The sequence below is a fragment of the Pseudomonas eutrophicaquae genome (assembly GCF_023544715.1).
Classification (GTDB): Bacteria; Pseudomonadota; Gammaproteobacteria; order Pseudomonadales; family Pseudomonadaceae; genus Geopseudomonas.
This window is the reverse complement of sequence record NZ_JAMJEZ010000024.1, coordinates 26,452-34,908: the sequence shown is the minus strand read 5'-3', so window position 1 is coordinate 34,908 and position 8,457 is coordinate 26,452. Positions and strand designations below refer to the sequence as shown.

Sequence of the window (8,457 nt, the reverse complement as noted above, 5' to 3'; positions counted from 1 at the left end):
CCCCCGGCACTCGGATGCCAGGAGTTGTGCTCGTCACTGCCTGGCTCAGCTCGGATGTGTGTTTTTAGAGGTACCCTGAACGGCGTGCGCAGGATGCCCTGCAGGCGCTCAAAACCGGGCAGCAGGTGCAGAAAGCGCCGGGCATAGCGGCGAAACTCGCTGAGGCTGCTCCACGGCTGGAAGGCGAAGGTCGAACGCCAGAGCTGCCAGAACACGCTGTCAAAGAAGGCCTTGCTGAACCACTGGTCGATGCGCCGGCCCTGCAGCGCCGATTCCGGCGTCAGGTGCAGGCGCATCAGCGCCCAACGCTCGCGCCGACCGAGGCCAAACGAGGAGACATCCTCCTTGCGTCCGCCGCGTAGCAGGCGGGTGTGGGAGTCGGAGACCACCTGCTGGTTGAAGGCGAAGATTTCATCGCGCACCGAGCGCTGCGGGTCATCAAGGCTTGGGATGGCCGAGAGCAGATCCCAGGTGCAGGCAAAGTGCGCCTCGAACATCCGCCCGCCGCGGATCAGGTAGCCCTGCTCGGGCGAGCCGCTGCCATCCAGCGCGCCACCGGCCTCTGGGTCGGCGCAGAGCAGGGTCACCGCAGGCCCGGGCAGGCCGCCCTCGCGAATCAGATAGACCGCCGCCGCTAGGGCGGCAATGCCGCCACCGACGATCCAGGCATTGGGGGGAGTGGGATGTGTCATGCGCGCCTCGTTGCCTGCGCCACCGATGGACTGCAGTGTAGTCGGCGTGGCGTATTCAGACCTGTCCGTACTGCTGTCCGTGGCGTAGCCAGCGCTCCAGCAGCGGCGTGACATGCGACGGCCAGTGCTCGAGCAGTTGCCGGGCCGCCTCGCGCGCGGCGGGCAACAGGTCGGCATCGCGCATCAGGTCGGCGACCTTGAACTGCAAGAGGCCGGTCTGGCGGGTGCCGAGCATCTCGCCGGGGCCGCGCAGCTCCAGATCCTTCTCGGCGATCACAAAGCCGTCCGAGGTCTCGCGCATGATCGCCAGCCGCTCGCGGCCCATGTGCGAGAGCGGTGCGTGATACAGCAGCACGCAATGGCTGACCGCACTGCCGCGCCCGACCCGCCCGCGTAGCTGGTGCAGCTGGGAGAGGCCGAGGCGTTCGGGGTTTTCGATGATCATCAGGCTGGCATTGGGTACATCCACCCCGACCTCGATCACTGTGGTGGCGACCAAAAGCTGCAGCGCACCGGCCTTGAACTGCTCCATCACCGCAGCCTTCTCGGCCGGCTTCATCCGTCCATGCACCAGCCCGACGCGCAGCTCGCCGAGCGCCAGCGACAGCTCCTCGAAGGTGCTCTGCGCCGCCTGGCAGGTCAGCTCCTCGGATTCCTCGATCAGTGTGCACACCCAGTAGGCCTGGCGGCCTTCAGCGCAGGCGGCGCGCACCCGCTCGACCACTTCCATGCGCCGGCTGTCGGCGATCACCAGGGTGGTCACCGGGGTGCGCCCGGGCGGCAGCTCATCGAGGATCGAGGTGTCGAGGTCAGCGTAGGCGCTCATCGCCAGGGTGCGCGGGATCGGCGTAGCGGTCATGATCAGCTGGTGTGGGCAGAGGCGTCCGGCCACGCCTTTCTGGCGCAGCGCCAGACGCTGCTGCACGCCAAAGCGGTGCTGCTCGTCGATGATCACCAGCGCAAGGTTCTTGAACTGCACCTCGTCCTGGAACAGCGCATGGGTGCCGACCACCATCGGGCTGCCGGCGGCGATGCGCGCAAGCGCGCTGGCGCGGGCCTTGCCCTTGAGCTTGCCGGCCAGCCAGGCGACCTCGATGTCCAGCGGCGCAAACCACTTGCTGAAGTTGAGAAAGTGCTGCTCGGCGAGGATTTCGGTGGGCGCCATCAGCGCCACCTGATAGCCCGCCTCGATGGCCTGCAGCGCGGCCAGCGCGGCGACCACGGTTTTGCCGGCGCCGACATCGCCCTGCACCAGGCGCAGCATCGGCGCGGCTTGGGTCAGATCATCGGCAATCTCCGCGCCGACCCGCTGCTGAGCGCCGGTCGGGGCAAAGCCCAAGCCCTTGAGAAACTGTGCCGGCAGGCGCGCGGCGCGCGGCAATGGCGGTGCCTGCTGGGCGCGCACGCTGTCGCGCAGGCGCGCCAGCGACAGCTGATGGGTCAGCAGCTCCTCGAAGGCCAGACGGTACTGTGCCCAGTGGCGGCCCTCGGCCAGCTCCTCCAGATCGGCATCGGCCGGTGGGCGGTGCAGGTAGCGGATCGCCTCGTCCAGCGGGGCAAGCTGGTAATCGCGGGCCATGGCCTCGGGCAGCCAGTCGGGCAGGCTGTCGGGGCCGAGCCAGGCCAGCGCCTGCTGGGTGAGGGCGCGCAGCCGTAGCTGGGTCAGGCCTTCGGTGCTGGGGTAGATGGGTGTCAGGGTCTGCTCGACCGGCGGCGGCTCGTCACCGCTTAAGGTGCGGCATTCGGGATGGTAGATCTCAAGGCCGGTGGCGCCGGGGCGCACTTCGCCGTAGCAGCGCAGGTGGGTGCCGCGCTTGAGGGCTTCCTTCTGCGCCTGGCTGAAGTGGAAAAAGCGCAGCGACAGGGTGCCGCTGCCATCCTGCAGGCGCACCAGGAGGCTGCGCCGGCGGCCGTTGATGATGTCGGCGCCGGCTACCACGCCCTCGACTACTGCATCGCCGCCGGGGCGCAGTGCGCCGATCGGGGTGATGCGGGTACGGTCCTGATAGCGCAGCGGCAGGTGGAACAGCACATCCTGCAGGGTCTCAAGGCCGACCCGGGCGAGTTTTTCGGCCAGCGCCGGTCCCACGCCCTTGAGCGTGGTGACCGCCACCTGCGCCAGTGGGCTCATGGCTGATGGGCCATCTCGGCCGGCTGCGCGGCGCGCTTGACCGAGCACAGGCGGATCGAGTCGGTGAGCACCTCGATGGCCTTGGGCCGCGGGAAGCTGGCGCGCCAGGCAATCGCTACGCTGCGGTAAGGCACCGGCGGGCTGAGCGGGCGGATGGCGATCACCCCGGGGGCGTAGTGATGATTATCGACCGCCGAGAACGGCAGGATCGAGACCCCCAGCCCCGAGGCGACCATGTGGCGGATGGTCTCCAGCGAGCTGGATTCCACGGTGGTGTGCGGATGGGCGCTGTCGCCACGGCGGGTGGCCGGGCAGGCTTCCAGTACCTGATCGCGGAAGCAGTGCCCTTCACCGAGCAGCAGCAGGCTCTTGTCGTTGAGCAGCGCGGCATCGATGCTGGAGAGCATGGTCCAGGGATGCTCGGCGGGCATCACCACGAAGAACGGCTCGTCATAGAGCGGCTTGACCAGCACATCGGCCTCCTGGAAGGGCAGGGCGATGATGATGGCGTCCAGCTCACCGGTGCGCAGCTTGTCGCGCAGGATGTGGGTGAAGTTTTCCTCGATGTACAGCGGCATGTCGGGGGCGACCTTGTGCAGCTGCGGAATCAGGTGCGGGAACAGGTAGGGGCCGACGGTGTAGATGGCGCCGACCCGCAGCGGGCTGGCCAGCTGGTTCTTGCCGGCCTGGGCCAGTTCGCGAATCCCCTGGGCCTGCTCGAGCACTTTCTGGGCCTGTGCGACGATGCCCTCACCGACCGGGGTGAGGCGCACCGCGCTCTTGGTGCGCTCGAAGATCAGCACGCCCAGCTCGTCCTCGAGCTTCTTGACGCCGACCGACAGGGTCGGCTGGCTGACATGGCAGCGCTCGGCGGCACGGCCAAAGTGCTGTTCCTGGGCCAGGGTGACGATGTAGCGCAGTTCGGTGAGGGTCATAGGCAGATTCCATCGATAACGGCGCAAGCATAGCGTCTGGGCGCTGTACAACCAACCATGCCGGGCTTGCCAGTCGCCGGGGGCGCGGCGATGCTGGCGGCTTTTCAGGGCTTGTCTGGGAGTGCGCGAAATGTCCCGATCCGTGGTGATTGTCGGTTGTGGCGATGTCGGCAGCCGGCTGGGCCAGCAGTTGCTGGCCGCCGGCTGGTGCGTGTATGGCCTGCGCCGCAACGTGGCGGCCCTGCCGGCGGGCCTGCGACCGGTGGCGGCGGACCTGCGCGAGGCGGCGTGTCCGGCGCAATGGCCTGAGCAGGCGCCGGACTATCTGGTCTACTGCGCGACCCCCGATGGCAGCGGCGAGGCGGCTTATCGCGCGGCCTACGTTGAGGGGCTGCGCCATGTGCTGGGCTGGCTGGCGGCGCGTCAGCAGCGGCCACGCCGGGTGCTGTTCGTCTCCAGTACCGGGGTGTACGGGCAACAGGCCGGCGAGTGGGTCGATGAGGCTTCGCCGTGCGCTCCGCAGGCCTACAACGGCCGTATCCTGCTGGAGGCCGAGGCGCTGGCGCAGGCCTCGGGTCTGCCGGCCACCGCGGTGCGTCTGGCCGGGATCTACGGGCCGGGACGGACCTGGCTGCTCGATCAGGTGCGCGCCGGCTACCGTCCCGCAACGCCTGAGCCGTTGTACGGCAACCGTATTCATGCCGATGACGCGGCCGCGCTGCTGGCCTTTCTGCTGCAGCAGGATGCGGCTGGCGTGGCGCTGGCGGACTGTTATCTCGGTGTCGATGATGCGCCGAGCCCGCTGCTGGAGGTGGTCGACTGGCTGCGCGAGCGGCTGGGCGTCACGCAGGTGCTGGCGCAACCGGCGCCGCGGCGCGGTGGCAGCAAGCGTTGCAGCAATGCGCGGGCGCGGGCACTGGGCTGGGTGCCGCGCTATCCCGATTACCGGGCGGGCTATGCCGCGCTGCTGGGCCCGGTCTGATCATTGCGGCACCGGCCTGTGGGGCTGCGCCGGGCGTAACGCTGCAGGTGGTGACGGTATGGCAGATACGCCCCCGCGCCTCAGCGCGCAGGGGCGGGCGGCGTCAGCCGAGGACCAGCACGCCGTCCATCTCCACCTGCGCACCGCGCGGCAGCGAGGCCACGCCAATCGCCGCGCGCGCAGGGTAAGGCTGCTGGAAGTAGCGGCTCATCACCTCGTTGACGGTGGCAAAGTGGCCGAGGTCGGTGAGGAAGATGTTCAGCTTGACGATATCGCCCAGCGAGCCGCCGGCCGCTTCGCAGACCGCCTTGAGGTTCTCGAACACCTGCACGGCCTGCGCCTCGAAATCGCCCTCGACCATCTGCATGGTGGCCGGTACCAGCGGGATCTGCCCGGACAGATAGACAGTGTTGCCGGCCTGGATGGCCTGGGAGTAGGTGCCGATGGCCGCCGGGGCCTGTTCGGTGCTGATCACGCGCTTGCTCATGAAATCTCCTGGGAAGGCTATGGCTGCCGGACGTGCCGGCCGCCGGTGAAAAGGGCGCGGGTCAGGCCCGCAGCCGGGTGATGCGCTGCACGCCGCTCAGGGTACGCAGGCGGCGGATGACCCGCGCCAGATGCACGCGGTCATCCACGCTGACGATCAGCTGGACCACGCTGGTGCGCCCGTCGCGCTCGTCCATGCCGATCTTCTCGATGTTGGCATCGGCGCTAGACACCGCCCCGGCCAGCAGGGCGATCAGACCGCGCTGATGCTCCAGCTCGACGCGCAGCTCGACGTTGAACTCGCCGGCGACCTCCTTGGCCCAGGTCAGCGGGATGCACTTGTCGGGGGAGTCGCGCAGTTCGGCGATGTTGCGGCAGGTGTCGAGGTGAATGACCATGCCGCGCCCGGCAGACAGGTGGCCGACGATCGGGTCGCCCGGAATCGGCGTACAGCACTTGGCGTAGCTGATCACCAGCCCTTCGGTGCCGCTGATTGCCAGCGGGCCATGCTGCTCGGGATGATCCTCGTCGTGGCCGTCGTTGACCAGTCGGCGGGCAATCACATAGGCCATGCGGTTGCCGAGGCCGATCTCTTCGAGCAGATCGTCCAGCTGCGGCATCTGGTACTCGCCCAGCACCTGCTCGAGGTGCGCGGGGCTGATCTGCTCAAGATGGCTGTCCAGATCGGCCAGTGCCTTGTTTAGCAGGCGCTCGCCGAGCTGCACCGACTCGGAGCGGCGCTGCTGCTTGAGTGCATGGCGGATGGTGGTGCGCGCCTTGCCGGTGACCACGAAGTTCAGCCAGCTCGGGTTGGGCCGCGCAGTCGGTGCGGTGACGATTTCCACGGTCTGGCCGCTTTGCAGCGGCTGGGACAGCGGCGCCAGGCGGCGGTTGATCCGGCAGGCGATGCAGTGATTGCCGACGTCGGTGTGCACGGCATAGGCGAAATCGACCGCCGTGGAGCCCTTGGGCAGCTCCATGATCCGGCCCTTGGGGGTGAAGATGTAGACCTCGTCGGGGAACAGGTCGATCTTCACGTTCTCGATGAACTCCAGGGAGTTGCCGGCGCGCTGCTGCAGCTCCAGCACGCCCTTGATCCACTGGCGGGCGCGGGCGTGGGTGCCGCGCGGGCTGTCCTCTTCACCGGACTTGTACAGCCAGTGGGCGGCGATGCCGTGGTTGGCCATCTCCTCCATCTCGCGGGTGCGGATCTGGATCTCGATCGGCACGCCGTGCATGCCAAACAGCGTGGTGTGCAGCGACTGGTAGCCATTGGCCTTGGGGATGGCGATATAGTCCTTGAAGCGGCCGGGGATCGGCTTGTACAGGCTGTGCACCGCCCCGAGCACCCGGTAGCAGGTATCGACCTTGTCGACCACGATGCGAAACGCATAGACGTCCATGATTTCGCTGAACGAGCGTTTCTTGCCGCGCATCTTCTCGTAGATGCTGTAGAGGTGCTTCTCGCGGCCGCTGATCTCGCCTGGCAGGCCCTCGCGGGACAGGCAGTGGCTCAGCGATTCCTGGATCTTGCCGACGATCTCGCGGCGGTTGCCGCGGGCCATCTTCACCGCGCGGCGGATGCGCTCCGAGCGCATCGGGTGCATGGCCTTGAAGCCCAGATCCTCAAATTCAGCGAAGGTGGCGTGCATGCCCAGACGATTGGCGATCGGTGCGTAGATCTCCAGCGTCTCGCGGGCGATGCGCCGGCGCTTGTCGTGGGGCATGGCATCGAGGGTGCGCATGTTGTGCAGACGGTCGGCCAGCTTGACCAGAATCACCCGGATGTCGCGGGCCATGGCCATGGCCATTTTCTGGAAGTTCTCGGCCTGGGCCTCGGCCTTGGTCTGCGAGTCCATCTGGGTCAGCTTGCTGACCCCATCGACCAGCTCGGCGACGGTTTCCCCGAACTGGGCGGTCAGGGCTTCTTTGGGGATACCGGTGTCTTCGATGACATCGTGCAGCATGGCGGCCATCAGGCTCTGATGGTCCATGTGCATTTCGGAGAGGATGTTGGCCACCGCCAGCGGGTGGGTCACATAGGGTTCGCCACTGCGCCGGCGCTGGCCATCGTGGGCCTGCTCGGCGTAGTAGTAGGCGCGACGGACCAGGTTGACCTGGTCCGGATCGAGATAGCGACTGATACGGTCGGCGAAGGCGTCTATGCTGGGCATTGCATCACTCCACGCCGGTCTGGGCCGGCCGTTCGGGGTGCGCTACGTCGACCCGGTGAGTCAGATCGTCTCGCTGTTGTCTTCCTCGAATGCAGCGAACAGCGGCTCGTCTTCGACCAGCGCTTCCTGCTGCACGACTTCATCATTGACCAGGCCTTCGGCGATTTCACGCAGGGCGACGACGGTCGGCTTGTCGTTGTCCCAGGCCACTTTCGGCTCCTTGCCGCCGGTTGCCAGCTGGCGGGCGCGCTTGCTGGCCAGCATGACCAGTTCGAAGCGGTTATCGACGTTTTCCAGGCAGTCTTCAACGGTGACGCGGGCCATGGTGTTCCTCGGCAGGTATAACGACAAGTGCCCGGCAAGCCGGGCGGATTGGCTAGTCTAGAAAATCGTCCCCGGTTAGGGAAGGGTTGCGTGCATCGGCGTCAGCCGAGCAGGCTTTCCAGCAGCCCGGCATGCCGACGGCGCTGGGCCGGCTGATGCAGCTGGCGGGCGCGGAAGATCGCCTTGAGATCCTCCAGCGCGTGGCGGAACTGGTCGTTGATCACCACGTAGTCGTATTCGTGGAAATGGCTCATCTCGCTGACCGCCTCGCGCATGCGCGTCTCGATGATCTCCTCGCTGTCCTGGCCGCGGTTGTTCAGGCGCTGGCGCAGCGCCTCCTGGGAGGGCGGCAGGATGAAGATCGACTGGGCGTGCGGCATCAGCTGGCGCACCTGCTGGGCGCCCTGCCAGTCGATTTCCAGAATCAGGTCAAAGCCCTCGTTGAGGGTCTGCTCGACCCAGTGGCGCGAGGTGCCGTAAAAGTTGCCGAACACCTCGGCATGCTCCAGGAAGGCATCCTGGGCGCGCATGTCGCGGAAGGTGTCGTGGTTGATGAAGTGGTAGTTGACGCCATCCACCTCGCCCGGGCGCATGGCGCGGGTGGTATGGGAGACCGAGACGCGGATCTGCTCGTTGCTGTCGAGCAGGGCCTTGACCAGGCTGGTCTTGCCGGCGCCGGAGGGCGCGGAAACGATGTACAGGGTGCCGGGGGCGGCGCTTGGGAGCATGTCTG

Annotated in this window: 8 protein-coding genes; 1 reads left to right on the top strand and 7 read right to left on the bottom strand. The window is 67.3% G+C overall.

What is annotated here, in order from left to right; all coding sequences use genetic code 11:
* The 3 genes from MXC11_RS10310 to MXC11_RS10300 form a co-directional block, all read right to left on the bottom strand.
* On the bottom strand, positions 1-692 hold a 692-nt coding region (locus tag MXC11_RS10310), incomplete at its 3' end, for an oleate hydratase (RefSeq protein WP_250010118.1).
* Positions 693-747: 55 nt separating this feature from the next.
* Positions 748-2,823, bottom strand: a complete 2,076-nt coding sequence (recG, locus tag MXC11_RS10305) for an ATP-dependent DNA helicase RecG (protein ID WP_250010117.1) — start codon at positions 2,821-2,823, stop codon at positions 748-750.
* Positions 2,820-3,758, bottom strand: coding sequence for a hydrogen peroxide-inducible genes activator (locus MXC11_RS10300; protein ID WP_250010116.1), 939 nt, complete (start codon positions 3,756-3,758; stop codon positions 2,820-2,822). The genes recG and MXC11_RS10300 overlap by 4 nt, the downstream gene beginning before the upstream one ends.
* A gap of 130 nt (positions 3,759-3,888) precedes the next feature.
* Here MXC11_RS10300 and MXC11_RS10295 point away from each other — a divergent pair, with 130 nt between their 5' ends.
* Complete coding sequence (locus tag MXC11_RS10295; protein WP_250010115.1) at positions 3,889-4,740, top strand: NAD-dependent epimerase/dehydratase family protein; 852 nt, start codon at positions 3,889-3,891, stop codon at positions 4,738-4,740.
* A 103-nt stretch (positions 4,741-4,843) separates the two neighbouring features.
* Here the strand turns inward: MXC11_RS10295 and MXC11_RS10290 are convergent, their stop codons facing one another.
* From MXC11_RS10290 to gmk, 4 genes are all read right to left on the bottom strand, one after another.
* The gene (locus tag MXC11_RS10290) at positions 4,844-5,227 is read right to left on the bottom strand and encodes a RidA family protein (RefSeq protein ID WP_250010114.1); all 384 of its coding nucleotides are present in this window, start codon (positions 5,225-5,227) and stop codon (positions 4,844-4,846) included.
* A gap of 61 nt (positions 5,228-5,288) precedes the next feature.
* Positions 5,289-7,400 carry a bifunctional GTP diphosphokinase/guanosine-3',5'-bis pyrophosphate 3'-pyrophosphohydrolase gene (gene spoT / locus MXC11_RS10285; protein WP_250010113.1) on the bottom strand — a complete coding sequence of 704 codons (2,112 nt, stop codon included), beginning with the start codon at positions 7,398-7,400 and terminating at the stop codon, positions 5,289-5,291.
* 60 nt (positions 7,401-7,460) lie between these two features.
* The gene (rpoZ, locus tag MXC11_RS10280) at positions 7,461-7,724 is read right to left on the bottom strand and encodes a DNA-directed RNA polymerase subunit omega (protein WP_250010112.1); all 264 of its coding nucleotides are present in this window, start codon (positions 7,722-7,724) and stop codon (positions 7,461-7,463) included.
* Positions 7,725-7,825: 101 nt separating this feature from the next.
* Positions 7,826-8,452 (bottom strand): guanylate kinase, encoded by a 627-nt coding sequence (gmk, locus tag MXC11_RS10275; RefSeq protein ID WP_250010120.1) that lies wholly within the window; start codon positions 8,450-8,452, stop codon positions 7,826-7,828.
* Between the last annotated feature and the right edge of the window lie 5 nt (positions 8,453-8,457).

Bases quoted from the DNA above. Each gene is read 5' to 3' on its own strand.
- spoT (WP_250010113.1), bottom strand. From the start codon at position 7,400: ATGCCCAGCATAGACGCCTTCGCCGACCGTATCAGTCGCTATCTCGAT.
- gmk (WP_250010120.1), bottom strand. From the start codon at position 8,452: ATGCTCCCAAGCGCCGCCCCCGGCACCCTGTACATCGTTTCCGCGCCC.
- rpoZ (WP_250010112.1), bottom strand. From the start codon at position 7,724: ATGGCCCGCGTCACCGTTGAAGACTGCCTGGAAAACGTCGATAACCGC.
- recG (WP_250010117.1), bottom strand. From the start codon at position 2,823: ATGAGCCCACTGGCGCAGGTGGCGGTCACCACGCTCAAGGGCGTGGGA.
- MXC11_RS10290 (WP_250010114.1), bottom strand. From the start codon at position 5,227: ATGAGCAAGCGCGTGATCAGCACCGAACAGGCCCCGGCGGCCATCGGC.
- MXC11_RS10295 (WP_250010115.1), top strand. From the start codon at position 3,889: ATGTCCCGATCCGTGGTGATTGTCGGTTGTGGCGATGTCGGCAGCCGG.
- MXC11_RS10300 (WP_250010116.1), bottom strand. From the start codon at position 3,758: ATGACCCTCACCGAACTGCGCTACATCGTCACCCTGGCCCAGGAACAG.